This window comes from Iodobacter arcticus (genome assembly GCF_042664895.1).
Taxonomy (GTDB): domain Bacteria; phylum Pseudomonadota; class Gammaproteobacteria; order Burkholderiales; family Chitinibacteraceae; genus Iodobacter; species Iodobacter arcticus.
Genome location: NZ_JBHTBQ010000044.1, coordinates 120,625 through 144,112 on the forward strand (window position 1 = coordinate 120,625; position 23,488 = coordinate 144,112).

26 protein-coding genes are annotated in these 23,488 nt (G+C 48.0%); 18 read left to right on the forward strand and 8 right to left on the reverse strand.

Features of this window, described 5'->3' with window-relative positions; translation table 11 throughout:
• Nucleotides 1-11 precede the first annotated feature (11 nt).
• From modB to ACFQNF_RS18045, 3 genes are all read left to right on the forward strand, one after another.
• On the forward strand, nt 12-689 hold the full coding sequence (modB, locus tag ACFQNF_RS18035) for a molybdate ABC transporter permease subunit (RefSeq protein ID WP_380189326.1): 678 nt from the start codon (nt 12-14) through the stop codon (nt 687-689).
• Nucleotides 686-1,753 carry a molybdenum ABC transporter ATP-binding protein gene (gene modC / locus ACFQNF_RS18040; RefSeq protein WP_380189328.1) on the forward strand — a complete coding sequence of 356 codons (1,068 nt, stop codon included), beginning with the start codon at nt 686-688 and terminating at the stop codon, nt 1,751-1,753. Before modB ends, modC begins: the two co-directional genes overlap by 4 nt.
• 126 nt (nt 1,754-1,879) lie before the next feature.
• Nucleotides 1,880-2,227: a GFA family protein gene (locus ACFQNF_RS18045; protein ID WP_380189330.1), complete on the forward strand. Its 348-nt coding sequence runs from the start codon at nt 1,880-1,882 to the stop codon at nt 2,225-2,227.
• A gap of 46 nt (nt 2,228-2,273) precedes the next feature.
• Here the strand turns inward: ACFQNF_RS18045 and ACFQNF_RS18050 are convergent, their stop codons facing one another.
• A complete protein-coding gene (locus ACFQNF_RS18050; protein WP_380189332.1) occupies nt 2,274-2,615 on the reverse strand; it encodes an FKBP-type peptidyl-prolyl cis-trans isomerase in 342 nt (113 codons plus the stop codon).
• Between the two features lie 414 nt (nt 2,616-3,029).
• On the opposite strand from ACFQNF_RS18050, the gene ACFQNF_RS18055 reads away from it, so the two are divergent.
• From ACFQNF_RS18055 to ACFQNF_RS18105, 11 genes are all read left to right on the forward strand, one after another.
• The gene (locus tag ACFQNF_RS18055) at nt 3,030-3,386 is read left to right on the forward strand and encodes a DUF1801 domain-containing protein (RefSeq protein WP_380189334.1); all 357 of its coding nucleotides are present in this window, start codon (nt 3,030-3,032) and stop codon (nt 3,384-3,386) included.
• Between the two features lie 75 nt (nt 3,387-3,461).
• Entirely contained in the window at nt 3,462-3,845 is a 384-nt protein-coding gene (gene yidD / locus ACFQNF_RS18060; protein ID WP_380189999.1) for a membrane protein insertion efficiency factor YidD, read from the forward strand.
• Between the two features lie 30 nt (nt 3,846-3,875).
• Nucleotides 3,876-5,108 carry a patatin-like phospholipase family protein gene (locus ACFQNF_RS18065; protein WP_380189336.1) on the forward strand — a complete coding sequence of 411 codons (1,233 nt, stop codon included), beginning with the start codon at nt 3,876-3,878 and terminating at the stop codon, nt 5,106-5,108.
• The gene (locus ACFQNF_RS18070; protein ID WP_380189338.1) at nt 5,083-5,412 is read left to right on the forward strand and encodes a YkvA family protein; all 330 of its coding nucleotides are present in this window, start codon (nt 5,083-5,085) and stop codon (nt 5,410-5,412) included. Before ACFQNF_RS18065 ends, ACFQNF_RS18070 begins: the two co-directional genes overlap by 26 nt.
• Before the next feature lie 17 nt (nt 5,413-5,429).
• The gene (locus tag ACFQNF_RS18075) at nt 5,430-5,903 is read left to right on the forward strand and encodes a GyrI-like domain-containing protein (protein WP_380189340.1); all 474 of its coding nucleotides are present in this window, start codon (nt 5,430-5,432) and stop codon (nt 5,901-5,903) included.
• Between the two features lie 450 nt (nt 5,904-6,353).
• Nucleotides 6,354-6,749: a VOC family protein gene (locus tag ACFQNF_RS18080; RefSeq protein WP_380189342.1), complete on the forward strand. Its 396-nt coding sequence runs from the start codon at nt 6,354-6,356 to the stop codon at nt 6,747-6,749.
• Nucleotides 6,750-7,013: 264 nt separating this feature from the next.
• The gene (locus tag ACFQNF_RS18085) at nt 7,014-7,772 is read left to right on the forward strand and encodes a pyridoxine 5'-phosphate synthase (RefSeq protein WP_380189344.1); all 759 of its coding nucleotides are present in this window, start codon (nt 7,014-7,016) and stop codon (nt 7,770-7,772) included.
• Nucleotides 7,773-7,926: 154 nt separating this feature from the next.
• The gene (locus ACFQNF_RS18090) at nt 7,927-8,100 is read left to right on the forward strand and encodes a hypothetical protein (protein ID WP_380189346.1); all 174 of its coding nucleotides are present in this window, start codon (nt 7,927-7,929) and stop codon (nt 8,098-8,100) included.
• 76 nt (nt 8,101-8,176) lie between these two features.
• Nucleotides 8,177-9,412, forward strand: coding sequence for an MFS transporter (locus tag ACFQNF_RS18095; RefSeq protein ID WP_380189348.1), 1,236 nt, complete (start codon nt 8,177-8,179; stop codon nt 9,410-9,412).
• A complete protein-coding gene (gene mnmC1 / locus ACFQNF_RS18100) occupies nt 9,412-11,145 on the forward strand; it encodes an FAD-dependent 5-carboxymethylaminomethyl-2-thiouridine(34) oxidoreductase MnmC1 (RefSeq protein ID WP_380189350.1) in 1,734 nt (577 codons plus the stop codon). The genes ACFQNF_RS18095 and mnmC1 overlap by 1 nt, the downstream gene beginning before the upstream one ends.
• A 154-nt stretch (nt 11,146-11,299) precedes the next feature.
• The gene (locus ACFQNF_RS18105) at nt 11,300-11,587 is read left to right on the forward strand and encodes a hypothetical protein (RefSeq protein WP_380189352.1); all 288 of its coding nucleotides are present in this window, start codon (nt 11,300-11,302) and stop codon (nt 11,585-11,587) included.
• Here the strand turns inward: ACFQNF_RS18105 and ACFQNF_RS18110 are convergent.
• The 6 genes from ACFQNF_RS18110 to ACFQNF_RS18135 all read right to left on the reverse strand — a co-directional run bounded on the left by ACFQNF_RS18110 (nt 11,579) and on the right by ACFQNF_RS18135 (nt 18,682).
• Entirely contained in the window at nt 11,579-13,048 is a 1,470-nt protein-coding gene (locus ACFQNF_RS18110) for an aminotransferase-like domain-containing protein (protein WP_380189354.1), read from the reverse strand. The two genes, ACFQNF_RS18105 and ACFQNF_RS18110, sit on opposite strands and share 9 nt — an antisense overlap.
• An 89-nt stretch (nt 13,049-13,137) precedes the next feature.
• The gene (gene ftsB / locus ACFQNF_RS18115; RefSeq protein WP_380189356.1) at nt 13,138-13,458 is read right to left on the reverse strand and encodes a cell division protein FtsB; all 321 of its coding nucleotides are present in this window, start codon (nt 13,456-13,458) and stop codon (nt 13,138-13,140) included.
• A 70-nt stretch (nt 13,459-13,528) separates the two neighbouring features.
• Nucleotides 13,529-14,824, reverse strand: a complete 1,296-nt coding sequence (gene eno, locus ACFQNF_RS18120; RefSeq protein ID WP_380189358.1) for a phosphopyruvate hydratase — start codon at nt 14,822-14,824, stop codon at nt 13,529-13,531.
• 198 nt (nt 14,825-15,022) lie between these two features.
• Nucleotides 15,023-15,862: a 3-deoxy-8-phosphooctulonate synthase gene (gene kdsA, locus ACFQNF_RS18125; RefSeq protein WP_380189360.1), complete on the reverse strand. Its 840-nt coding sequence runs from the start codon at nt 15,860-15,862 to the stop codon at nt 15,023-15,025.
• A gap of 82 nt (nt 15,863-15,944) precedes the next feature.
• Entirely contained in the window at nt 15,945-17,597 is a 1,653-nt protein-coding gene (locus ACFQNF_RS18130) for a CTP synthase (RefSeq protein ID WP_380189362.1), read from the reverse strand.
• A 221-nt stretch (nt 17,598-17,818) separates the two neighbouring features.
• Complete coding sequence (locus ACFQNF_RS18135) at nt 17,819-18,682, reverse strand: SDR family NAD(P)-dependent oxidoreductase (RefSeq protein WP_380189364.1); 864 nt, start codon at nt 18,680-18,682, stop codon at nt 17,819-17,821.
• A 322-nt stretch (nt 18,683-19,004) separates the two neighbouring features.
• On the opposite strand from ACFQNF_RS18135, the gene phbB reads away from it, so the two are divergent.
• Nucleotides 19,005-19,739 (forward strand): acetoacetyl-CoA reductase, encoded by a 735-nt coding sequence (gene phbB / locus ACFQNF_RS18140; RefSeq protein ID WP_380189366.1) that lies wholly within the window; start codon nt 19,005-19,007, stop codon nt 19,737-19,739.
• Between the two features lie 135 nt (nt 19,740-19,874).
• On the opposite strand, the gene ACFQNF_RS18145 is transcribed toward phbB, so the two are convergent.
• Nucleotides 19,875-20,840: an integron integrase gene (locus ACFQNF_RS18145; RefSeq protein ID WP_380189368.1), complete on the reverse strand. Its 966-nt coding sequence runs from the start codon at nt 20,838-20,840 to the stop codon at nt 19,875-19,877.
• A 766-nt stretch (nt 20,841-21,606) separates the two neighbouring features.
• Here ACFQNF_RS18145 and ACFQNF_RS18150 point away from each other — a divergent pair.
• From ACFQNF_RS18150 to ACFQNF_RS18160, 3 genes are all read left to right on the forward strand, one after another.
• Nucleotides 21,607-21,990: a hypothetical protein gene (locus tag ACFQNF_RS18150; protein WP_380189370.1), complete on the forward strand. Its 384-nt coding sequence runs from the start codon at nt 21,607-21,609 to the stop codon at nt 21,988-21,990.
• A gap of 125 nt (nt 21,991-22,115) precedes the next feature.
• Nucleotides 22,116-22,316 (forward strand): hypothetical protein, encoded by a 201-nt coding sequence (locus ACFQNF_RS18155; RefSeq protein WP_380189372.1) that lies wholly within the window; start codon nt 22,116-22,118, stop codon nt 22,314-22,316.
• A gap of 696 nt (nt 22,317-23,012) precedes the next feature.
• Nucleotides 23,013-23,267, forward strand: coding sequence for a hypothetical protein (locus ACFQNF_RS18160; protein WP_380189374.1), 255 nt, complete (start codon nt 23,013-23,015; stop codon nt 23,265-23,267).
• Nucleotides 23,268-23,488: the final 221 nt, after the last annotated feature.

Genomic DNA, 23,488 nt, shown 5'->3' on the forward strand with positions numbered 1-23,488 from the left:
AGAACAGTTGAATGCTTTTAACAGAGAGTGATTTGCAAGCCATCTGGCTTACGCTAAGGCTGGCGGGCATGGTGACCTTGATCTTGCTGATCATCGGCACGCCCATTGCGTGGTGGCTGGCGCGCAGCAAGAAATGGTGGAAAGGGCCGGTGGCGGCCGTCGTGGCGCTACCGCTGGTTTTACCGCCATCGGTACTGGGCTTTTATCTGCTACTAGCGATGGGGCCGCAGGGGCCAGTTGGGCAGCTCACTCAAGCGCTTGGCCTTGGGCTGCTACCGTTTACCTTTTGGGGGCTGGTGATTGCTTCGGTGTTTTATTCCCTGCCCTTTATGGTGCAACCACTTCAAACCGCTTTTGAGGCCGTGGGGGAACGCCCAATGGAAGTCGCCGCCACCTTACGCGCGTCCCCACTTGATGCTTTCTTTACCGTTGCCGTCCCCTTGTCCCTGCCCGGTTTTATGACCGCAGGCATTCTGACTTTTGCCCATACCGTGGGTGAATTTGGCGTCGTGCTGATGATAGGCGGCAATATCCCCGGCGTCAGCCGTGTGGTTTCGGTGCAGATTTATGATCATGTAGAAGCAATGGATTATCTGCAAGCACACCGGCTTTCTGCCGTCATGCTGGCATTTTCCTTTTTTGTGTTGCTGGCGATGTATCTCTGGCGACCGAGTAGGGGCGCGAAATGACAGGCATTCAGGCGCGCCTCAAGTTAGATTGGCCAAACTTTCAGCTGGATGTCGATTTAGATTTACCGAGCCACGGTATCACCGCCCTTTTCGGGACTTCTGGCTCGGGTAAAACTACCTTACTACGTTGTATTGCTGGGCTGGAGCGCGCCACGGGCCAGCTCATCGTCAATGGTGAAGTCTGGCAAGACGATCACCATTTTTTAGCTACGCACAAACGTGCGCTGGGCTATGTGTTTCAGGAAGCCAGCCTCTTTGCGCATCTCAGCGTATTGGGTAATCTGCGCTACGGGCTAAAGCGCATCCCTGCTAAGCAGCAAGTCAACTTAGAGCAAGCCATCGAGCTACTCGGTATTGCTCATCTACTGGAGCGCAAACCCGAGCGACTCTCAGGCGGCGAGCGCAGCCGGGTAGGCATTGCACGCGCCCTTGCGCTCAGCCCAGATATCTTACTGATGGATGAGCCACTGGCCGCACTTGATGTAAAACGCAAGCAAGAAATCCTGCCCTATCTAGAACGCTTGCACGAAGAGCTGCGCATCCCTGTGCTGTATATCAGCCACTCCCCCGACGAAGTCGCCCGGCTCGCCGATCATTTGGTGGTGATGGAAAACGGCCGTGTACTGGCAACTGGCCCGCTGGCCGAGACGCTCACCCGCCTCGATCTGCCGATTCACTTAGGTGAAGATGCCGGTGCCATTCTGGATGTTTGCGTGGCGGAGCTGGACGCGGAATGGCATTTGGCCAGAGTCGCTTTTTCAGGTGGCAGCCTGTGGGCCAGAGATCAGGGACTGCCACCTGGCCGTAAGCTGCGGGTACGGGTGCTCGCCAGAGACGTCAGCTTAGCCATTGAGCCTCCGGGCCAAAGCAGCATCCAGAATATCTTGCCGGGCTGTGTTGATGCCCTTGCCGATGATGAACACCCCGGCCTTGTGCTGGTCAGGGTAAAAGTGGGCGGGGACATCATTCTGGCAAGGCTGACTAAAAAATCGGCAGCCATGCTCAATATCCGCCCCGGCCTGCTGGTGTGGGCACAGATTAAATCAGTGGCTTTGATGGAATAGGCTTGGGGCGCTTTAATTAAAAAGACAGCCAAACTAGGCCGCACAGATCTGCATTTTATGATGCAAATGCTATTTTGAATTGACTACCCCGAAATGTATGGCCCTAAGACGTTAAGGAGAAGTTTGATGATTTATAAAGGCAGTTGTCACTGTGGCCAGCTTGCGTTCAGTGCGGAAGGTGAAATTGGCAGCGCTCTCGCTTGCAATTGCTCGATCTGCTCGCGCAAAGGCTCTTTATTGTGGTTTGTGCCCGGCGATCAATTCACCCTTCATACGCCAAGGGAAGCCCTCAGCACTTACACTTTTAATAGGCACCTGATTAAACACCATTTTTGCCCGAACTGCGGCATTCACCCCTTTGGCGAAGGCACAGACCCGCAGGGCAATTCTGTGGTGGCGGTTAATTTGCGCTGCCTAGAAGAGATCGATCTTGCTGCCATTCCTGTGCATCACTACGACGGCAAATCCTTATAAAGATTAGCGCCCCGCCTATTGCGTGCGGGGCCGCTTTTAAGACGCGTTACTCATCACGCGTCAGCACTTCTAGTAATTCCAATTCAAAAATTAAATTAGAATGGGGTTTAATATGCTCGCCAATTTGCCGCTCGCCATAGGCTAGATGCGCAGGCACCCAAAGCTTACGCTTACCGCCCACCTTCATGCCCATCAAACCCTGATCCCACCCCTTAATCACGCGCCCCGTGCCAATCACGCACTGAAACGGCACACCTCTATCATAGGAAGAATCAAATTGCGTACCATCCTCCAGAAAGCCTCGGTATTGAGTGGTAATCAAAGCGCCTCTTACGGCTTCTTTGCCCTCACCCAGCTGTATATCTTCAATTTTTAGTTCATTACTCATTTTGTTCTCTTTTAAATATGCCATATCGGAATTATAAACGCGATAGATGCAATCTCGGCATTGCATTATTCGTTGGGGCCGCGAATTCAATCCTAGTTATCTACCCCCGAAAAATTAATCTTGATGAAAGCAAGTTGGCATGGCAACATAAAATCAGCGACAAGAAACTGTTTAAAATTGCACCTAATTATGCCTCTTATTCAAACTCATTATAAATATCGTAGGGCGGGTGAAACCCGCCGAGCTTTGCAATGAAATATGAAAAACGGCGGGTTTCACCCGCCCTACAAATTCAAAAATCGAGCACCAACCACTCTCAAGAAATCGATTTACATATAGATGATTGAGCAAGAGACATGGTCAGGAAATTGTAAATAACCGCACGATTTCATCTTTTTTATAAAGAAGGCCATCATGAGCGATGAGAAAATAGAGCAGCTACTCCGTGATATTTGCCTAAACAATCCTGAGCTGCATACGGTGGTGCAATCCATTCGTGCGCTGATTTATTCTCTTATCCCCCATGCCAGTGAGCGCGTCATGTATGGCGGCTTAATTTTTGCGGATGCCACTCCGTTTTGCGGCGTGTTTGTGTATACCCGCCATATTAGCCTTGAATTTAGCCGGGGCTGTGATCTGCAAGACCCCCATCAAGTATTGGAAGGCAAAGGAAAAGTCCGTCGTCATATCAAAATTCAGGAAGCAACAGACATAGAAGCAAAGTATTTAAGTACTTACCTATTAGAAGCACATCAAAATAGCCTTAAGTAAATAGATTTAATCCAAGCGCAATCTTTGATTGATCATCAATACCCCACCGGATGCTTTGCCTTGCGTTTTATTCTGATGCTATTCATTCAAATATATAAAAAATATATATCCCCCTACAAGGGCTTTTGCTGCGCCTATCACGTCCATACGGGTAGAGCCAGCTGCTCCACACTGGGTTTTCGTGCGATTCGCAGGCATGGTGCATTTACAGGCCTTGCGGTGCTTAGGCAGCGTATGGCCCGTTGCGGGCAAGTTTATCGGCGGCATGCTCCTCTGCAACGTCGCCCGCCCATCGCGCAAAGAGGGGATTGCGATTGCGACCTCCCCGGCAATATCAGCTTTAGCAGCTTTAGCGATGCGTGTGATTGCCTAAGCTGCTGCAATGGCTGCGACTGGCCGAGGCGTAAACAGAAATCAGCGAATGCCCCGAAGAAACAGTCTCGCTGGCGGCGTCAATAAAAACGATAGCCCTATGGAACTTTACACATCATGAAACACCATATTTTATCTTTAGATGGCGGCGGTGCATGGGCGCTCATTCAAGTTAAAACACTGATTAAACTTTATGGTGCCAATACCCGTGGGCACGCTGTTTTAAAGCACTTTGATTTAGTTGCCGCTAATTCGGGCGGCAGCATTGTAGCGGCAGCGTTGATTGAAGATTTCACCTTGGCAGAGATACTCGCCCTCTTTACCAGCGAGTCACAGCGGCGAACCATATTTAGCGAATTACCTTGGTATAAGAAATTAAACCCTTCGAGTTTGTTTTTTCCCTTGCCACGGTTTTCTACCGCAAAAAAATATCAAGCATTAATCGCTGCATTTACGCAGTACGGCTCTAAATGGATGCGTGATATTCAAATCATGGGCAAAAACAACCAGCCCATTTTATTTATGTTTGTAAGCTACGATTATGACAGGGATCGCGCCAAATTCTTTCGCTCATGGCCAAGCCTTGCTGGCTCAGTGACCTCACCCTATGTCGATATATCGCTGATCGATGCCGTGCATGCATCCAGCAATGCGCCCATTCAATTTTTTGACCAACCTGCTCAAATAGCGGGTGGGCAATATTGGGATGGCGGCTTAACAGGTTATAACAACCCCGTATTAGCCGCGGCAGCCGAAGCGATTGCTGCTAATTGGAAAAAAGATCAAATTGCTATTTTAAGCATCGGCACGGGCAGTGCCATGCTGCCATTGCTAAACACCCGAAAAAACAATGAATCGAGCACGCTATTTAAAGAACCACAAATATCATCCATTCAAAACGATATTAAAAAAGTAGCTGCCACTATTTTGGCCGATCCGCCTGATTCACACACCTTTCTGGCTCATTTATTAATGGGTGGGCGTTTACCATTAGCGATGGATGAATGCCCTATTATCGACTCTGGCCTTGTTCGATTGAATCCCTTGATTCAACCGCGCGGCAATAGCCAGGAGGGCTGGGTACTTCCTGATGGCTTTGATGAAGTGCAATTTAAGCGCCTTATCAATCTGGATATGGCCGTTATTGCGCAGGCCGACATTGATTTAATTGTGCATTTTTGCGAATTATGGATGCAAGATAAGGTCCATAATCAAGCCATACGTGCTGGCAAAGATTTTATTTGCGAAATTGGCTTTGCCCGTTTCTCAGACGCCATTGAAAAATGGCAAAGCTACACCCTTACCCCACTTACAGGCCAACATCATGACCACAGCAGGCAACTACTCTGACGACGACTTTTGGCAAAAGCTCAAGTCCTTCGCTCTAAAAGCAGGCAAGGAAGTCATTGAGAAAGCACTTTGGCTTTATTACGCAGCTCAGCGCCCTGAAACCCCTGCATGGGCAAAAGCCATTATTTTTGGTGCACTTGCATATTTTATTCTGCCACTGGATGCCATTCCGGACGTGATTCCTGTGGCGGGTTTTAGTGATGATCTAGGCGCACTCGCCGCTGCAATTGGCATGGTTTCCATGTATATCACGGCAGATATTAAAGTGCGGACTGCGCAAAAATTACAGCAGTGGTTTACTTAATCTTCGAGAAAAAACCGATGAGTATTCAAGCCATTCGATTTGAACAGGGCAAGCCCATGTTGCTGGGGGGCTTAAGACAACAACATGGTTTTGCTGAATCAAGCCAAAGCCAGCCTGAGCAATGGCGGCAGTTTCACTCGCTTTTACCCACCCTTGGTCAGCAAGGATCCTTCGTTTATGGCGTAATGTGTGGCCATGATCCGGCGCATGGCTTTGAATACATGTGCGCCATTGAAGTGGCGTCTTTGCAAGGTTTACCAAGCAATCTAGGGCGAATGCGTATCGCCAGCCAACAATACGCCGTGTTTTTGCATCGCGGCTCTGCCTTAAGCCTCGGCGCAACGTGGTTGGCGATTTGCAATGAATGGCTAGCCAACTCCGATTATCAATCTGCACATCAGCCTGATTTTGAAGTTTATGATGCGTCTTTTGATTGGAATGCGGGCATAGGTGAGATTGAAATCTGGATTTCAATTATTAAAAGAAGTTAAATTTTTTATGGATATTTACTATAAAGCGCCTCATTGCCAATTGAAAATGGCAAAATAAACCGATTAATTGAATACTAGCCTGTGCCTTATTCTGCACCAAGTAATCGAGCACAATCGGTGGAGCCAATGAGTTAAACAGACCTAATTATGATTCTTGCTTACTGGACTCTGCGTAGATGAATTTCTTGAGTGAGCGATTTAGTTTTTGAATTTGTAGGGCGGGTGAAACCCGCGAGCGATACCAAATAAATACGCGGGTTTCACCCGCCCTACAATATTTATAATGTTGTTGAGCAAGCGGCAGAGTCAGGCAAACAGATTAAATATCAGTATGCCTGCCCTCAATAAAAATCATCACTGAGTAGCGATTTGAGTGCCTGCTCTCTACACTGGATTGGGCAATCCCCATCAACGCTGCAAGATCTTTTCAATTAGACCGAGGGCCAAACCATGAGCCGCAAGATTTTTGTAAATATCCCAGTTAAAAACCTAGCAGCATCCCTTGTATTTTTCAAAGCGCTTGGCTTTAGTTTTAACCCTCAGTTTTCTGACAGCAGCGGCAGCGGTATGATTGTGTCTGATGACATTTTCGTCATGTTATTAGATGAAGTAAGATTTCAAACCTTTACGCCCAAGACGATTTGCAATGCGCATACCCATACCGAAATGCTGCTTTGCCTATCGTGCGACAGCCAAAAGGAAGTGGACGAGATGGTCACCAAAGCAGTAGCTGTTGGTGGAACAATTTATAATGATCCGCAAGATCACGGATTTATGTACGCGCATGGCTTTCAGGATTTAGATGGGCATATTTGGGAGCTGGTTTATATGAAAGACACTCTTTAAAAATTGAGTTTTAATCAAAACCCCGCCAGCCAAGCCATTACTCTGCAAACACTCATGATCGGCGATCGTGCAGTCTTCACATATCAATGGTTTAAATGCTTGCGGTGTGCTCTGGGGCTATGGCTCTTTGAGCGAGCTTGAGGCAGAATCTCCCTCTTGCATCCTTACAAAAGCCAAAGAGCTTGGCCTATTTCTTAGCAAGACGCCTCAGCCCGCTTTTTAACACCCTGCACTACTTGCCTTATTAAAAGAAAACCAATCACTATGACAACGCCGACTCATCATTGCGCCCTTTCCATAAACGTCAACAAAGTAGCGCTGCTACGTAACACCCGCCATTTGGGGATTCCAAGTGTCGTGAAAGCCGCGCAAATTTGCCTTACCGCTGGCGCGCAAGGGATTACGGTTCACCCCCGCCCTGATGCACGTCATATTCGTAGCGATGATGTTAGCGATTTAGCCACCTTACTCAAAAGCTGGCCACAAGCGGAATACAATATTGAAGGCAACCCCACTCAAAATCTGATGGATTTTATCCGTGAGTTTCGCCCACATCAGGCTACCTTTGTGCCCGATAGCGAAGAGCAGTTCACCTCGAATGTAGGTTGGAATCTACCCGCCGATATGGATCGCTTACGCCCCTTAATTGCAGAATGCAAAGCACTGGGTGTGCGCATTAGCCTATTTATGGACCCAAACCCCGCCGCGATGCCGTTTGTGGCCGAGCTTGGCGCTGATCGTGTCGAGCTTTATACCGAAACCTATGCCAATGCTTATGGCACAGATACAGAAGAACAAGTTTTGGCAGACTTTGCCGCCACAGCCCAGGCCGCTCTGGCATTAGGACTGGGCATCAACGCGGGGCACGATTTAAATCGTGACAATTTAACGTGCTTTTTGCGTGCTGTGCCCGGCGTGCAAGAAGTATCCATCGGCCACGCCTTTATTGCCGACGCGTTAGAGCTGGGGTATACGAAGACGGTAAGCGAATACCTGAAATGCATTCAGGATGCTTACGATTAACAGCAGATATTACGCAGTAAAGACCCAGATCTTGTGAGCCACGGAGGTCACAGGACACACGGAGTTTCACGGAGAAAACCTTATTTTGCTGTGTTTTTATCCGTGGTTCAAGATGTGGGTTCAATTCGAAATTCCCTTACAACACAGGCACATCATGAAATCACTTTTTGTCGTCCCTCTTTTCATCGCCCTAAGCGCCTGCGGCCCCAGCCCGACTCCGCATAAAATTGCCGAGCCACAACGTGAAGCTTTAGAAAAAGCCAAGGAAGTCGAAGGTATCGTGCTTAAACAAGCGGCAGAGCAAGCCTCCGCGGCAGAAAACAATTAAGATGGCAATCCTTCTCTATCTAAATAATGGCAAACACGACAGAATGTTCGGTTGATCATTGCCCTGCTTACACTCCATGCCCGCCACTCCCGCCCTTATTACGCAACTCACTTGGCGTACCCTGCTATTACCACTGGCCTTAGTGCTGTTCGAGTTCTCCACCTATATCGCTAACGATATGATTTTGCCAGGGATGCTGGCGGTGACGTATGAATTTAACGCAGGCCCGCAGTGGATCCCTACCTCGATGACGGCCTATCTAGTGGGCGGTGCGTCTTTGCAGTGGCTGCTAGGGCCGCTATCTGATCGAATTGGCCGCAGACCAGTGATGTTAACGGGCGTGATGTTTTTTATTTGCATGTGTCTGCTCACGCTGCTTACCCGCTCTATTGAGCAGTTCATTGTGCTGCGAGTCTTCCAAGGTATCGGCATGTGTTTTATTGGCGCGGTGGGCTATGCGCTGGTGCAAGAATCCTTTGACGAGAAAACTGCAATTAAAGTGACTGCACTGATGGCGAATGTGGCGATGATTGCCCCTTTGCTCGGCCCCCTCGCTGGCGCGATCATGATCGAATTCGCGCCGTGGCGGATGATTTTTGTCGTGATTGCAGCGGTTTCTTTTGTGGCATTTATTGGCCTCTGGCATGCCATGCCTAAGGTCACACCCGCCAAAGCGAATACGCCATTCACTTTCAGCGCAGTTTGGCAAGATTACAGAAAGGTATTTAGCAACACCCACTTCTTAACGGGTGCATTGGCTATGGGCTTATGCAGCGTGCCTTTGCTCACCTGGATTGGTATTTCGCCCGTAATCTTAATTAAAGATGCGGGCCTTTCTCCGATTGAATTTGGCTACTGGCAAATGCCGGTTTTTGGTGCTCTGATTATTGGCAATTTCACACTGGCTAAATTAAGTAACTATCTGCCGGTGCGCCGTATGATTGGCCTAGGGTTAATTCCGCAGCTCTTTGGTTTAGCTTATTGTTTTATTAGTATGATTATCGCGCCTAGTCACTATATTTCATTGGTGATCGGCATCAGCTTCTATGCCTTTGGTTGCGGCTTGGTTAATGCCGGGCTATTCAGATTGGTGCTTTTTTCCAGCAATGTGAGCAAGGGCACGGTAGCCGCCGCATTTGGCATGATCACCATGGGCGTTTACTCCTTAGGCATTGAAGGGATTAAAGCCGGTCATTTATTGGCAGGCAATCGCTTCTTTGCTACCGCCCTCCTTATTGTTGGCGCAATTTTTGTGATTTCTTTAAAACGATTTATGGATAAGCACCAGCGCATTGAGGCACTCAAGGCCTGATGTCTACCCCTCATGATTTCTTAGCCCGTCATCATTTACCAAGTCGCTGGCAAGGCAAAGATCGCTTTGTGATGTTGCAATTTGATTTTGCTAATGGCATGGGTTTTTTGCAGGCATGGCAGGCGTGGCGGCAAGATCCGCAACGCAGCCAACGCCTTTATTATTTTGCCATGATCAAAGAAGCGGATTTAACCGCCTGCCCGCAGCCAGAATTGGCAGGCTTGCATGCCGAACTAGCCAGTCAGTGGCCCGCATTAAAACGCGGTTTTCAGCGCATTCATTTAGAAAACGGCTCGCTGATTCTCACGCTGATGTGGGGCGAGCCACTGGCGCAGCTACGCAGCTTGAATGCCACACTGGATGCGGCAGACATCAACACAGACAATCTAAGCGCTGCGCACTACAAAGCCCTATGGCGCTTATCGAGCGCCAATACACGCATAGTCACCCACCACAAGTCCGGTGAAGCGCATTTAAAAAGCGCGGGCTACGCCATGGTGGATTTTGGCGACTACCAAGCAGGCCAGTGCTCGCGCCCGCCTTTCGACAAAGCGCCCCAACACCCTCGTCACGCCATGATTATTGGCGCAGGCCTAGCCGGAACCAGCATCGCCGAGCGCTTGGCTGCCCGTGACTGGAAGATTGATTTACTCGAAGCGCAAGACGAGATTGCCAGTCAATCATCGGGCAATCACGCAGGGCTATTTCACCCTAGCGCTAGCCGTGATGATAATGCACCCGCCCGCTTAAGCCGTGCAGGCTGCGCAGAAACTCGGCAACACTTGGCGCGATTGCAAAATGCGGGCTTAGAGGTTTTCTTTGGCATAGATGGCATTTTGCAAGTAGCAAAAGATGATGAGCAAGCTCTGCTTATGCAGGAAATCGCTCAAGACTTGCCCGTCGAGGTATTGAGCTGGGTAGCGCAAGACACGGCCATGCAACTCTTAGGCGAGCGCCCGAGCCATGGCGGCTGGTGGTTTCCGCAGGGAGGCTGGGCCAATCCTACCAGCGTATGCCATGCCAACCTTAGGTCTGAGCAGATACAGCTACGCTGCAATAGCCGTGTTGCACAGCTCGTGCAAACAGGTGAAGGCTGGCAGGCACGGGATGCACTCGGCTATCTATTAGCTGCGGCTCCTGTTCTGATCGTTGCCAACGCCACCGAAGCCTTAGCACTCTTGCCCAAGCTGGAGCTGCCCTTGAGCAAAACACTGCGTAGCACTACCCTCATCCCTGCATCTGACACGCCTCAACACAGTTTAACCGGCTCTGGCTATATCACGCCTGCATTTAAAGGCTATCGCTGCATTGGAGCCGCCGAAGTACGGGGTAATGATCTCACCAGCGCCGAGCAGCGCAATCTGGCTGAGCTGCAAGCCCTGTTGCCTGAGCTTGCCCCAGTTCAAAGCGTGGGCAGCCGCGTCTGTTTTCGCCCCAATAGCTTAGATCGGCTTCCTTTAGTCGGCGCTTTACCAGACCCACAAAATATCAAGACTGCAATCCATCAGCTCCATCAGATACCAAGATTAAAAGGGGCTTATGCCTTACTAGGATTAGGCTCGCGCGGGTTAAGCTGGGCAATGATTGCGGCAGAGGCGCTGGCGTGCCAGCTAAATGGCGATCCCGCCCCTCTTGAATCCGACTTACTACACGCGATTGATCCTGCCCGATTTTTGCTTCGTAAATATCGGCAAGGGCTAAATGAGCAGCAAGCCAAGATCAAGCCTCAATAAAGCAAGGAATGCTCATTAGCTGAGCTATTTTCCCAAATTTTTCCATTTGTGATTGAATGTTACCGAACGTATCCGTTCAGCGGATTTCCTAAAATTAAACCCTTACAGCCCTCGTCTGCGCTCTATTCTGCAAATACAGAACAGGAGAATGATCATGCGCAGAATGATTCCTTTGTTGCTTCTGGGGCTAGGCCTCATTCAGCCCCCTGCCTATGCCGACATCAATGACATCCTTGGTTTGCAACAGGCCATTAATGCTTTTTGCGGTTTAAAGATGAATGTCATTCTGGTGGACGAATCGCATAGCAACCCGCCTTGCATCATGAGCTATTCCGAAGGCTGTGAAGAAACTCAACCCGACAGCCCGCAAAGCTGTCAGGTGGTCCTAAAAGGTCAGGAAGATAAAAACACCGAGGGCAAGGTGGTGAGTGTGTCATGGTAGCGCAATGGATATTTGCTGCCGGATTAGCTCACCCAGGCGCTCAATGGCGCGCTCATGCTGCGGGCTCCATGATTCATTGCAGCAAATGCGTAGGCAATGGCCGTAGCTATGGCTTGGCGAAAACAAAGGGCCCGGGGTAAAGCTAATCCCCTCCTTTAGCGCCTGTTGCAATAACAGTAAAGTATCTACTGCCGCATTTAACTCCACCCAGAACACATAACCGCCTTGTGGCACATAAAGGCGCGTATCTGCTGGAAATGATCGCTCGATAGCCGCTACCGCATGCCCCACCTGTTCATGACAAGCTCGGCGCAAGCGGCGCAAATGATGATCGTAGCCACCACTTTCTAAAAACTTAGCAATGGTTCTTTGCAGCGGCATCGCATTTGAAAAGGTATTAATAAATTTAAGCTGCTCTATTTTCTGGTGGTGTTTTCCCGCCACAACCCAGCCAATTCTAAAACCCGGCGCAACCGTTTTAGTAAAAGACGAAATCAGCATCACATTGCCTTCTTTATCAAAGGCTTTTGCTGGCCGCGGGCGCTCGCCCTTGTAATAAAACTCACCGTATAAATCGTCTTCAATAAGCGGAATATGCCGCTCTGCTAATAATTCAACGAGGCGTTTTTTATTTTCATCGGGCATTAAACTACCCAATGGATTAGAGAAATTAGGCAGCAATACACAGGCTTTTACTTCGCCATTTCGCGTAGCAAATTCCAAAGCTTCAATAGAAATACCGGTTTGCGGATGAGTCGGAATTTCCAATGCTTTGAGTTGAAAACTTTCTAATATTTGCAACAAACCAAAATAAGAAGGCGATTCAATCGCCACCACATCACCGGGTTGCGTTACCGCCCTTAGACATAAATTAAGCGCCTCAATGGCCCCTTGCGTAATCAGAATTTCATCGGCTTCAAATTGCCCGCCCCAATTTAAAGAGCGGCGAGCAATTTGGCGACGCAATTCAACATCGCCGGCTGGCCGACCATAATCGGCAATTAAATCCGGATCTTGCCGAGTCACTTGTGCCAATAAACGCTGCAATTGCTGATTGGGAAATAAAGCTGGGGCTAAAATAGCAAAGCCAAAATCAACTTTAATATCGTGCAGACGCGCCAAGGTGGCGGGCAACCACATTGGATCAATCACTACATCGCTTGGGGATTGCGGTGGCTGTGTTAATTCAGGCGCAAATAAGGCCGTTGGTTTATTGCGTACATAAAAGCCGGATTGGGGGCGCACTTCAATTAAAGCGCGATCTTCCAGCTCTCGATAGGCTTCCATGACAGTGGAAAGGCTAACCTGCCTTTGCGACGATAATTTACGAATTGACGGCAGTTTTTCCCCTGATTGCAAAACACCAGAAGCAATCGCCTGGGCAATTTCGCCCGCCAATTGAAAATACAATGTATCTGCTTTACGCCTTACGCTGGCGTTGGGCACTGAAAGATCAGCCATATGTACCCCCTTTTTAATACTCACTATACCTGAGTATGTCAGTTACAGTTAAAAATAGTAACTCAAAAAAAGAAAGTGTTATGGCTACTCTAGTGATCGGCTGGGGGCGGCTGAGGGGTGGCCGTTAAGGCGGGGTGATTTTTATCTAAGACCTGAAAAAACACTTCATCTTGCCGAATCATGCCCAGCTCGTTACGGCCGCGCTCTTCAATCGCATCTGATCCGGTTTTTAAATCGCGCACATCCGCATCTAATGCATCGTTACGCTCTTTTAGTTTTTCATTATGTTGTTTTTTTTCGACTAACTGATGATCAAGCTGCCAAACGCGCAACCAACTCCCCTTGCCAACCCAAAGAGGCCATTGCAAAGCGGCAATCATAATAGAAAAGATAATAGCAAGCAGGCGCATAGTTCATTCTGTATAGAAGAAAACCGGAGCCTGATGGCTCCGGTTCGGTATATTACTCTAACTCTAGTAATTATTTATTGATTTGGTAAAAAGCCCCAATACCTGGGTATACCGCTGCTTCACCTAATTCTTCTTCAATACGAATCAATTGATTGTATTTAGCAATACGATCTGAACGGCTTAATGAGCCCGTTTTGATTTGCATGCAGTTGGTTGCAACAGCCAGATCAGCAATCGTTGCATCTTCGGTTTCGCCTGAACGATGGCTCATCACGGAGGTGTAACCATGACGCTTAGCCAGATCAACTGCAGCCAGTGTTTCGGACAGCGAGCCAATTTGGTTAACTTTGATCAGGATAGAGTTACAAACGCCTAAGCGAATCCCTTCAGCCAAAATTTTAGTGTTGGTTACAAATAAATCATCACCCACGATTTGTACGCGTTTACCCAGGCGATCAGTCAATACTTTCCAGCCCGCCCAATCGCGCTCGCCCATACCATCTTCAATCGAGATAATCGGGAACTTGTTAACTAAGTTTTCCAGGTAATCCACTTGCTGCTCTGAAGTCAGCGCGCGGTTATCGCTTTTCTTGTAAACATACTTGCCGGTTTCTTTATCAAAGAATTCAGAAGCAGCACAATCCAGCGCAATGCAGAAATCAGTACCCGCTTTGTAACCCGCTTTTTCAATGGCAGACATAATCATTTCTAATGCTTCTTCAGCATTAGCTACGTCCGGCGCAAAACCACCTTCATCGCCAACTTGGGTAGGCATACCCTTATCGTGCAGAATTTTTTTAAGGTTATGGAATACTTCAGCGCCATAACGCAATGCTTCACGGAAAGTTGGCGCGCCAACAGGAACAATCATCAACTCTTGGAAATCCAAGCTATTTGATGCGTGCTCGCCGCCGTTGACTACGTTCATCATCGGCACTGGCAAACTCATTGGGCCAGAGCCACCGATATAACGATAGAGAGGCAGCCCTGCTTCTTCAGCAGCAGCCTTAGCTACGGCCATCGATACAGCCAGGATGGCATTTGCGCCAAGATTGCGTTTGTCGTCAGTACCATCTAAGTCGATCATGGTTTTGTCGATAAACGCTTGGTCCGCCGCATCAAGACCAATGATGGCTTCGCAGATTTCGGTGTTGATATTCTCAACAGCCTTCAGTACACCCTTACCCAGATAACGAGATTTATCGCCATCACGCAGCTCAAGCGCTTCGCGCTCGCCAGTGGATGCGCCAGACGGCACTGCTGCACGGCCCATTACGCCGGATTCCAGCAATACATCGGCTTCTACAGTTGGATTGCCGCGAGAATCAAGGATTTCGCGGGCGATCACTTCAACAATTGCGCTCATATTTCAAACACCTATGTGGAGGGTTGGTCTGAAGATAAAAATACACACTCTTTATGACAGTGAGTGCTCAATCAATAAGTGTGCCCTAAGAGTAAGGCAGTGTCTTTGAGTACGATCAGCAAATCTTTCATTCACCCTGATGGCTTGGCACACCAGCCATCAAGGTGCCTTACTAGGGCACTAAAAACTACGCAAACATTACAAGCTATGCTCGATGAAAGCGTGTCCTTTTACTGCACGATCAATGTCTTTCAACACAATCAACAGCTCTTTCATTCGGGCTAAAGGCCACGCATTCGGGCCGTCAGAAAGCGCCTTGGACGGATCTGGATGGGTTTCCATAAACAAGCCTGAAATCCCTGCCGCCACCGCAGCACGCGCCAATACCGGCACAAATTCACGCTGACCGCCAGAGCGATCCCCTTGCCCACCTGGCTGCTGCACTGAATGAGTCGCATCAAACACGATCGGGCAGCCGGTTTCGCGCATAATCGCCAAACCACGCATATCGCTCACCAAGGTGTTGTAACCAAAAGATGCGCCGCGCTCGCAGACCATTAGATTATCCAGCCCGCCGTTTGCATCGCGCGCCTTATTAATCACATTAACCATATCGCCAGGGGCCATAAATTGGCCTTTCTTGATATTTACTGGCTTGCCAGTCGCGCAAACTGCATGAATAAAATCAGTTTGACGCGCTAAAAAGGCTGGCGTTTGCAATACATCAACCACGCTGGCCACAACAGGCGCTTCAGCTTCGGTATGCACATCGGTAATAACAGGAACACCAATCTGTTTTTTAACTTCAGACAAAATGCGCAGGCCCTCATCAATTCCTAAACCACGGAATGATTTACCAGAGCTGCGATTGGCTTTATCAAAACTCGATTTATAGATAAAAGGAATGCCCAGTGCATCGGTCATTTCTTTTAATTGGCCTGCGGTATCCAGCGCCATTTGCTCGCTTTCAATCACGCAGGTGCCGGCGATCAAAAAGAAAGGTTGATCGATACCGACTTCAAAACCACATAGTTTCATTTTTCGCTCCGTGAGGAGTGAGGAGTAAGGTGTAAGGTGAGAGGGAGTTCCTCCTGGCCCCTCACACCTACTCCTCACGGTTTTAGCAGCTCAGACCTTCACGACCCTGCTCTTTGGCGTACGACAGTGCCGCCTCGACATAGGAAGTAAACAGCGGATGACCATCACGCGGTGTAGACGTGAATTCAGGGTGGAACTGACAAGCAAAGAACCAGCGATGGCCGCTTAATTCTACGGTTTCAACTAATTGCTCGGCACCTGTCGATTTGCCACTGATGGTCAAGCCAGCCGCTTCTAAGCGTGGCAGATAGTAGTTGTTTACTTCATAACGGTGACGATGACGCTCGGTAATCGTTGATGCGCCATACACGCGCGCAGCCAATGAATCCTCGCCCAAGCGACACTCTTGTGCACCTAGACGCATCGTGCCGCCCAGATTGGAGTTTGCATCGCGTGTTTCAATCTTGCCGTCGTGATTAACCCACTCATTAATCAGTGCCACAACCGGGAATTCGGTATCTAAATCGAATTCTGTTGAATTGGCGCCTTTCATGCCCGCCACATCACGCGCGTATTCGATCAGCGCAATTTGCATACCGAGGCAAATGCCGAGGTAAGGCACATTGTTTTCACGCGCATATTTCACGGCAAGAATCTTGCCTTCTACGCCGCGCTTACCAAAGCCGCCCGGCACCAGAATGGCGTCCATATTTTTCAGGCTATCCGTGCCATTTTTTTCAAGCTCTTCAGAATCCATATAATGGATCTGCACTTTGCTTGAGGTATGTACACCGGCATGAATCAGCGCTTCAGATAAAGATTTATACGATTCGGTCAGGTCAACATACTTACCCACCATCGCAATATTCACGGTGCGTGTTGGATTGTTTAAGCCATGAACAATCTTATCCCAAGCCGACAAATCAGCTTTTGGCGCGTCAATTTGTAGTAATTCGCACGCAATATCATCAATACCTTGGGCGTGTAACATGCCCGGCACTTGATAAATGCTGCCTGCGTCGTAGCAGGCAATCACTGCGTTTTCTTCTACATTACAGAACAGTGCCAGCTTGCGACGCTCTTCATCTGGCAACTCTCTATCCATACGGCACAGCAAGATATCAGGCTGAATGCCGATCTGACGCAGCTCTCTTACGCTGTGCTGAGTTGGCTTGGTTTTGATTTCGCCAGCCGTTGCCAAGTAAGGCACATACGAGAGGTGAACGTAGAGCGTGTTTTTACGACCGAGGTTGGAGCGCATTTGACGAATAGCTTCAAGAAACGGCAGCGATTCGATATCGCCAACTGTACCGCCGATTTCTACAATCGCTACATCAACATCACCCGCGCCTTCTTTCACCTTCATTTTGATTTCGTCGGTGATATGCGGAATCACTTGCACCGTGCCACCTAGGTAATCGCCACGGCGCTCCTTAGTAATCACAGATTCATAGATTTGTCCGGTCGTGAAGTTATTAGATTTACGCATCTTCGAGCGAATAAAGCGCTCGTAATGGCCGAGATCCAAATCGGTTTCTGCGCCGTCTTCGGTTACGAAAACTTCGCCGTGCTGAAATGGACTCATTGTGCCCGGATCAACGTTGATATACGGATCGAGCTTCATCATCGTGACTTTAAGGCCACGCGATTCAAGAATAGCAGCCAGCGATGCAGCGGCGATGCCCTTGCCCAGTGAGGAAACGACACCACCGGTTACGAAAATAAACTTGGTCATGGCATGAATAGCAGGTTGGAATTCGCTATTTTACCCGATAGGGAGAGGCGGCTCAATTCTCGACAAGCGCCCGACTTTGTGCGTCCACCTAAAAAAAGACTCATTATTTTCTCCAAACGGGGTTGACTCGTCATTAAACACAGCAAAAACACCGCTTCAGCACTTATTTTGCGCGTTTTCGCGCTAAAAATTAAAAATCAAGTGTAGAAATCACCAGACATTTAAGAGCGCCCATAACTGCATCCGGGCTCATCTCCTGATGCTTTTAACAAAATATAATCAAGTACACGCCCCGGTAAGATTTTTTTAAGCATCCAGAACACTTTTGTTGGCGTCGTTATCTGGTAGCGAGCAGATGGGCGGCGAACTGTGAGTGCTTTTAACACCACCGCCAATACCGCCTCTGCGGGCAGAGTAAATGGCGCTGCTGGCCCCACTTTAGCCAGCCGTGCTTGCATAGCTAAATAAGAAGGCTGATGAAAGCTTTTATCTGCACAAATCCAGCGCATAAACTGTTGCTGCGCATTGGCCCTAAAGCGACTGGTAATGGGGCCGGGCTGCAAAAGAACGGTATGGATTCCACTGCCCATCATTTCTTGGCGCAAGGTATCTGCAAATCCCTCTAGAGCAAACTTACTTGCATTATAAGCACCGCGATAAGGCATCGCTGCAAAACCCAGTACCGAGCCATTAAAAATAATTCGCCCGTGTCCTTGCTGGCGCATGATCGGCAAAACCGCGTTAGTTAGCTCGATTGCGCCAAAGACATTGGTTTCAAACTGATAACGCATCGCTTCCCGGCTTAAGTCTTCCACCGCACCGGGCACACCAAAACCGGCGTTATTAAATAGCGCATCAATACGCCCGCCGGTTTTCTTAAGCATGGCCGCCACGGCATTCTGTATCGATACAGAATCTGCAACATCAAGCTGCAAAGCTTCAAAGCCTTCGTTTTTTAACTGCTCCACATCATCCGCCGCACGAGCTGTTGCAAAAACACGCCACCCTTTGGCTTTAAGCCCATGAGCCGTGACATAGCCAATTCCGCTTGAACAACCGCTAATTAAGATCACTCCAACTGTCACAACACGCATCCTTTTTAATCATTGCCGCGCAATAAAGCACCAATAAATTTCAAAACTCCACAATTAAACTTGCAAATAAATTAAGAATTTAAAATAAAGCTAAACATTAACTAAAACCAGTCATACCAAAAATACATAATTATATATTCATAAAATACATATGGTTATGCGACACAAATCTTGATTTTTTGCCCATAAAAAACTAGTAATAAAATTCACACATAGCTTACACAAAAACATGCTTTGCTTATACATACAAAAGATGTAAGATTTATTCGTGATTCCACACAACTAAACACACAAGCAAAGAAAGGGAGAGTCTATGAAGAAAGTCGCACTCGTCACCGGTGGCATGGGTGGTATCGGTTCTGCTATTTGCAAAGCACTTGCAGATAGCGGTTTTAATGTTGTAGCGACTTACTCCAAGGCCGGCCGAGAGCTTCAATGGCTGGCAGATATGAAAGCATCCGGCTATCTTTTTAGCGCCTATGAGTGTGATGTTACTGATTTTGACGCTTGCGTACGCATGGCTGAAAAAATCAATGAAGAAATCGGCCCCGTTGATGTACTAGTGAATAACGCGGGCATTACCCGTGATGCCACCTTTAAACGCATGGGCAAGCTAGATTGGGAGAGCGTGATTAGCACCAATCTTAACTCGCTATTTAATGTATCCAAGCAATTCTTAGATGCCATGGTTGAGCGCAACTGGGGCCGCGTCATTAATATCTCTTCAATTAATGGTCAGAAAGGCCAGTTTGGCCAAACCAACTACTCCGCAGCAAAAGCAGGCGTACACGGCTTTAGTATGGCTTTGGCGCAAGAAGTTGCAAAAAAAGGCGTTACTGTTAATACGATTTCACCGGGCTATATCGCCACAGAGATGGTGATGGCCGTGCCTGAAGATGTGCGCAACAAGATTATTGCCGGCATTCCCGTTAATCGCCTTGGCACACCGGAAGAAATTGCAGGCCTAGTCAGCTACCTTGCTTCTGACCTATCTGGCTTTATGACCGGCGCAAATATCGCTATCAATGGTGGTCAGCACACTTGCTGATGATATTAAAACCACACCTGCTGATGATATAAAGCCATATCAGCCAAAAGCAGCAAGGCGGGTTAATGATATTGAGGCCACACCCTCTTATCTTTAACCCGCCTTTTTTATTACCTGCCACCCAATACCCTGCCCTTAAGCAACGCCGTACCGATCCAGCGGGCTTTGCACTCCCAAGCCGCCACGATTTAAGACATGCGTGTAAATCATGGTGGTGCGCACATCGCTATGCCCCAGCAGCTCCTGCACGGTACGAATATCGTAACCCGCCTCTAATAAATGAGTAGCAAAAGAATGGCGCAATGTATGCGGCGTAGCCAGCTTGGGGATGTGCGTAGCGTGCAGCGACTGTTTCATTGCCCGTTGCATGCCCTTCTCATCCAGATGATGCCGCCGTATCAGCCCTGAGCGCGGGTCAACACTGCGCTGTGCCGAGGGGAAAATATATTGCCAGGCCCATTCCCGATTGGCATTCGGGTATTTTTGCGCGAGGGCGAACGGCAGGTAAACCTCGCCCCAGCCCTGAGCTAAATCTGCATCATGCAGTGCTTTTGCATCAGCAATCTGCGCTTGTAATGCGGCAATAATATTCGCAGGCAGCATAGTCACACGGTCTTTATTACCCTTACCCGAGCGCACAACGATTTCATGCTGGGAAAAATCAACATCCTTAACACGTAAACGTAGGCCCTCTAAAAGCCGCAAACCCGTGCCATACAATAGCCGCCCCAACAGCGACCATACCCCATCCAGTTCTGCCAGAATTTGCTGCACCTCTTTCGGCGTTAAAACCACCGGCAGGCGCTGGCTGGCCTTGGCGCTCACTACGTCTTTTAACCATGGCAAGTCAATTTGCAGCACTTCACGGTAAAGAAACAGCAGCGCTGACTTGGCCTGATTCTGAGTTGACGCTGACACCTGCCTAGCAACGGCTAGATGAGTCAAGAAAGCCTCAATCTCACCTTGCCCCATTTCCTGCGGATGACGCAGCTGATGATGGCGGATAAAGCGCTTAATCCAATCCAGATAAGCCTGCTCGGTACGCAAGCTGTAGTGCAATGTACGCAGTCGATCGCGAATCTGATTCAACAGCACGGACATGGTGGAAATCTCCGCTCAATCGGGTGTAGTATATCGGCATAAAATACTTCAGGCTGCGCCCAGCAAGGCATTTCAAAGGGCTAAGCGTTTTTATACACCATAGATGGTGGTTTTTCTGCCGTTTTAGGGTGTCTACATATTGTTAGGCACCCCTAGCCATTATTTTGTTTTTTAGTTGGCGCGCTGTGGTGGCGGTTTGTGTTGCGGTGTGTTGATATTTTCATTCTGTTTTACAGCTTTCTGTTTACGCTTTTTATTGATAGCCTTTAATTCGTTTGCTCCGTTTTTGTGGCTTTCTTATTTAGTTTTATGGTTTGCTACGAAAAACGTGGTTTATATTTTTTGTGTAATGGCAATACGCCTAACATGGCATTCAAGCAGACTGGCCGGAACGTGCGGCTTTTTTATCCAATTGCAGCGTATAGGCCAGCTGCTTAATTTTGACGTTAGGCACCCCTGCCAATTGTTTTGTTTTTTAGTTGGCGCGTTGTTGTGGCAGTTTGTGTTGCAATCATATTGATATTTTTATTCTGTTTTGCAGCTTTCTGTTTACGCTGTTTATTAATACGTTTTTAATTTCTTGGCTCCGTTTTCGTGGCTTCATTATTTAGTTTTGTGGTTTGCTACGAAAAACGGGGTTTTATTTATTGTGCAGCGGCACTACGCCTAACATGGCATTCAAGCAGACTGGCCGGAACGTGCGGCTTTTTATCCAATTGCAGCGTAGGCCAGCTGCTTAATTTTGACGTTAGGGCATTATCAAGTTATGAGATTTGAGGAAGAATTTAATGAATGGCTCAGGGGAAGTCTGGCTCAGCCAGTGCCCACCACAGTTAAGGCTTTCTCATTCAATCTCTTCGAGCTACCGGAAAGCCCTGAGATAAAGTTCGGTATTGAGCTTATTGGCTCAGCCAGCTTCAATGAAAATAATTCTGACTGGGCATGTGATGAAATATGGGAGCCAACCGCTAGAAGAATATTTATCCCCAAAAGTTTTTCTGGCTCTAGCTGGGAGCTATGCCTCACTAGTATAAGAGCCCTGCTTCTAGCTTGCCTTAGTTCAGGAGTTGTAGCTGAAAAATTGAAATCTAGTATGGGAATCGGCCTTGGCTTCGTAGATGGAGATCTTGAAGTCCTATGGCAGCCCTAACAAGTCATTCAACCGGACTGGCCGAGAAGATGCAGCATTTCTTTCAAAATGCAGCGTACGGCCAACCGGTTAACTCCAACGTTAGGCCCCACTAAATTTAACTGTAATTTCTATTGGAGTTTGCTATGTCAGAAAATGAAATGAAACTACTTGGAAGAGAAACAATAGAGGCTTACATCTCTGAGGGCGGCTTTATTTGCTTAAAACAAGAAAGCGCCATGGGCGAAGACCCTAGTATTGTTATGATGCTGCCAACTGACATCCCTGCAGTTGTAAGCTGGTTACAAGAGTTGGCTGGCGAGTTTCCTCTTTCCAAAGATGCCTAACCCATCATTCAAGCGGGACGCCTAACGGCGCCCCTTAACTCAAACGTTAGGCACAGCGGGCTTGTTGTTTTGTTTTAGCATTGCATTTCATGGCTGCTTTTTATATTGCTGGTTATTGATTATTGTTGTTCTTTCTTATCCGTCTTTTGTTTTAGCTTTGCATTAATACGCTACAATTCGTCGGTTATATTTTTAGTGGCTTTCTTTTTTCGTCTTGCTGTTTCATTATGAAAAACGTGAGCTTTATTTTTTGTGCAGCGGCAATACGCCTAACATGGCATTCAAGCAGACTGGCCGGAACGTGCGGCTTTTTTATTCAATTGCAGCGTAGGCCAGCTGCTTAATTTTGACGTTAGGCACCCCTGCCCATTATTTTGTTTTTAGTTGGCACGTTGTTGTGGCAGCTTGTGTTGCAATCGTATTGATATTTTTATTCTGTTTTGCAGCTTTCTGTTTACACGGTTTATTAATACGCTTTTAATTCGTTTGCTCCGTTTTCGTGGCTTCATTATTTAGTTTTTTGGTTTGCTACGAAAAACAGGGTTATATTTTTTGTGCGGTGGCAATACGCCTAACATGGCATTCAAACAGACTGGCCGGAACGCGCGGCTTTTTTATTTAATTGCAGCGTAGGCCAGCTGCTTAATTTTGACGTTAGACACCCGCGACTCTTCATCTGCACCACAGGAGTACTAAATGACAACAAACGACCCAAATGCTACAGGTGAGTTGCTCCTCGTTGACTACTTCTACGAAACATCAAGCACTCACTACGACAAGAGCCGAAAGACAAGGCTATACGTTGCCAAAGATGGGGCTATCGTTCTTGAAGAGTTCGAAGATGAATGTAACCAATTCAGTGGCCCACGCACAGAGCGAACCGAACGATGGAAAATTGATCGTGAAAATCTGATTGGTCTTATCAAGAACAATGGGAAACGCTCAAAGTAGCAAGCAAGAGGCATTGGGAAATTCACGAATGAAAAAAGTCGTCTAACCCGGCAGTCGAGAGGGACGGCCACAAGCTGCGCTTGTGGTTCCCTACGCTTCGCTCCGGCCGCCCCTCACTTCTACGTTAGGCACCCCTGCCAATTGTTTTGTTTTTTAGTTGGCGCGTTGTTGTGGCAGTTTGTGTTGCAATCATATTGATATTTTTATTCTGTTTTGCAGCT

Bases quoted from the DNA above. Each gene is read 5' to 3' on its own strand.
- ACFQNF_RS18085 (WP_380189344.1), top strand. From the start codon at position 7,014: ATGACAACGCCGACTCATCATTGCGCCCTTTCCATAAACGTCAACAAA.
- ACFQNF_RS18095 (WP_380189348.1), top strand. From the start codon at position 8,177: ATGCCCGCCACTCCCGCCCTTATTACGCAACTCACTTGGCGTACCCTG.
- yidD (WP_380189999.1), top strand. From the start codon at position 3,462: ATGCTATTCATTCAAATATATAAAAAATATATATCCCCCTACAAGGGC.
- phbB (WP_380189366.1), top strand. From the start codon at position 19,005: ATGAAGAAAGTCGCACTCGTCACCGGTGGCATGGGTGGTATCGGTTCT.
- modC (WP_380189328.1), top strand. From the start codon at position 686: ATGACAGGCATTCAGGCGCGCCTCAAGTTAGATTGGCCAAACTTTCAG.
- ACFQNF_RS18160 (WP_380189374.1), top strand. From the start codon at position 23,013: ATGACAACAAACGACCCAAATGCTACAGGTGAGTTGCTCCTCGTTGAC.
- ACFQNF_RS18090 (WP_380189346.1), top strand. From the start codon at position 7,927: ATGAAATCACTTTTTGTCGTCCCTCTTTTCATCGCCCTAAGCGCCTGC.
- ACFQNF_RS18130 (WP_380189362.1), bottom strand. From the start codon at position 17,597: ATGACCAAGTTTATTTTCGTAACCGGTGGTGTCGTTTCCTCACTGGGC.
- ACFQNF_RS18045 (WP_380189330.1), top strand. From the start codon at position 1,880: ATGATTTATAAAGGCAGTTGTCACTGTGGCCAGCTTGCGTTCAGTGCG.
- ACFQNF_RS18105 (WP_380189352.1), top strand. From the start codon at position 11,300: ATGCGCAGAATGATTCCTTTGTTGCTTCTGGGGCTAGGCCTCATTCAG.
- ACFQNF_RS18145 (WP_380189368.1), bottom strand. From the start codon at position 20,840: ATGTCCGTGCTGTTGAATCAGATTCGCGATCGACTGCGTACATTGCAC.
- ACFQNF_RS18110 (WP_380189354.1), bottom strand. From the start codon at position 13,048: ATGGCTGATCTTTCAGTGCCCAACGCCAGCGTAAGGCGTAAAGCAGAT.
- ACFQNF_RS18075 (WP_380189340.1), top strand. From the start codon at position 5,430: ATGAGTATTCAAGCCATTCGATTTGAACAGGGCAAGCCCATGTTGCTG.
- ACFQNF_RS18050 (WP_380189332.1), bottom strand. From the start codon at position 2,615: ATGAGTAATGAACTAAAAATTGAAGATATACAGCTGGGTGAGGGCAAA.
- ftsB (WP_380189356.1), bottom strand. From the start codon at position 13,458: ATGCGCCTGCTTGCTATTATCTTTTCTATTATGATTGCCGCTTTGCAA.
- ACFQNF_RS18055 (WP_380189334.1), top strand. From the start codon at position 3,030: ATGAGCGATGAGAAAATAGAGCAGCTACTCCGTGATATTTGCCTAAAC.
- ACFQNF_RS18065 (WP_380189336.1), top strand. From the start codon at position 3,876: ATGAAACACCATATTTTATCTTTAGATGGCGGCGGTGCATGGGCGCTC.
- mnmC1 (WP_380189350.1), top strand. From the start codon at position 9,412: ATGTCTACCCCTCATGATTTCTTAGCCCGTCATCATTTACCAAGTCGC.
- ACFQNF_RS18150 (WP_380189370.1), top strand. From the start codon at position 21,607: ATGAGATTTGAGGAAGAATTTAATGAATGGCTCAGGGGAAGTCTGGCT.
- ACFQNF_RS18155 (WP_380189372.1), top strand. From the start codon at position 22,116: ATGTCAGAAAATGAAATGAAACTACTTGGAAGAGAAACAATAGAGGCT.
- eno (WP_380189358.1), bottom strand. From the start codon at position 14,824: ATGAGCGCAATTGTTGAAGTGATCGCCCGCGAAATCCTTGATTCTCGC.
- kdsA (WP_380189360.1), bottom strand. From the start codon at position 15,862: ATGAAACTATGTGGTTTTGAAGTCGGTATCGATCAACCTTTCTTTTTG.
- ACFQNF_RS18070 (WP_380189338.1), top strand. From the start codon at position 5,083: ATGACCACAGCAGGCAACTACTCTGACGACGACTTTTGGCAAAAGCTC.
- modB (WP_380189326.1), top strand. From the start codon at position 12: ATGCTTTTAACAGAGAGTGATTTGCAAGCCATCTGGCTTACGCTAAGG.
- ACFQNF_RS18080 (WP_380189342.1), top strand. From the start codon at position 6,354: ATGAGCCGCAAGATTTTTGTAAATATCCCAGTTAAAAACCTAGCAGCA.